This is a genomic window from Pseudomonas sp. Xaverov 83, assembly GCF_019352905.1.
Classification (GTDB): Bacteria; Pseudomonadota; Gammaproteobacteria; order Pseudomonadales; family Pseudomonadaceae; genus Aquipseudomonas; species Aquipseudomonas yamanorum.
In genome coordinates this window covers 232,990-233,585 of sequence record NZ_JAAAFU010000002.1, presented here as the reverse complement: position 1 = coordinate 233,585, position 596 = coordinate 232,990, and the positions used below count along the sequence as shown (strand labels likewise).

Sequence of the window (596 nt, the reverse complement as noted above, 5' to 3'; positions counted from 1 at the left end):
GGTACTCAAGCCGGTAGGTTTCCCCAACCTCATTTTCGATCTCGGTGAGTAACAACCGAACATTGTCATAACGGTATTTGAGCTGCGTGCCGTCCGGATTAATCCGACGGCTGATGAGGTGCAGACCGTCGGCATACTCATAGCGCGTAACCCGACCCAGCTCGTCGCGCTCTGCAGTGATTTTTCCGTACGGGTTGTAGCTGAATTCGCGAGTGGCCCCGCCCGGCTGAATCACTTTCAGCAAACGATCTACGGCGTCCCACTGGTAGTGGGTCAGCGCGCCATGCTCATCCTCGTAAGCAACCTGCCGCCCCAGGTCGTCATAGCGATAACGCCGCACTCCGCCATTCGCCAGCTTCTCCTCAATGAGCTGGCCACGTTCGTTCCAGATCAGCCGCTGACTGCTGTTGTCCGGATACCAGACGCCGGTAAGCTTTCCGTGTTGGGTGTAGGTATATTCGGTGTAGTTACCATCCGGATCAGTCTTGCGGGTGATATCGCCTTGATCGTTACGCTGGTATTTCCACACCGCGTCACCACGGCGTACAACCCGCACGAACCCGTTGTCATACTCGTAGGACGTGGGTGCATCGTCA

At 56.5% G+C, this 596-nt stretch carries 1 pseudogene; it reads right to left on the bottom strand.

Features of this window, described 5'->3' with window-relative positions:
- Positions 1-596, bottom strand: a pseudogene (locus K0H47_RS30965) (type IV secretion protein Rhs); the annotation flags it as partial.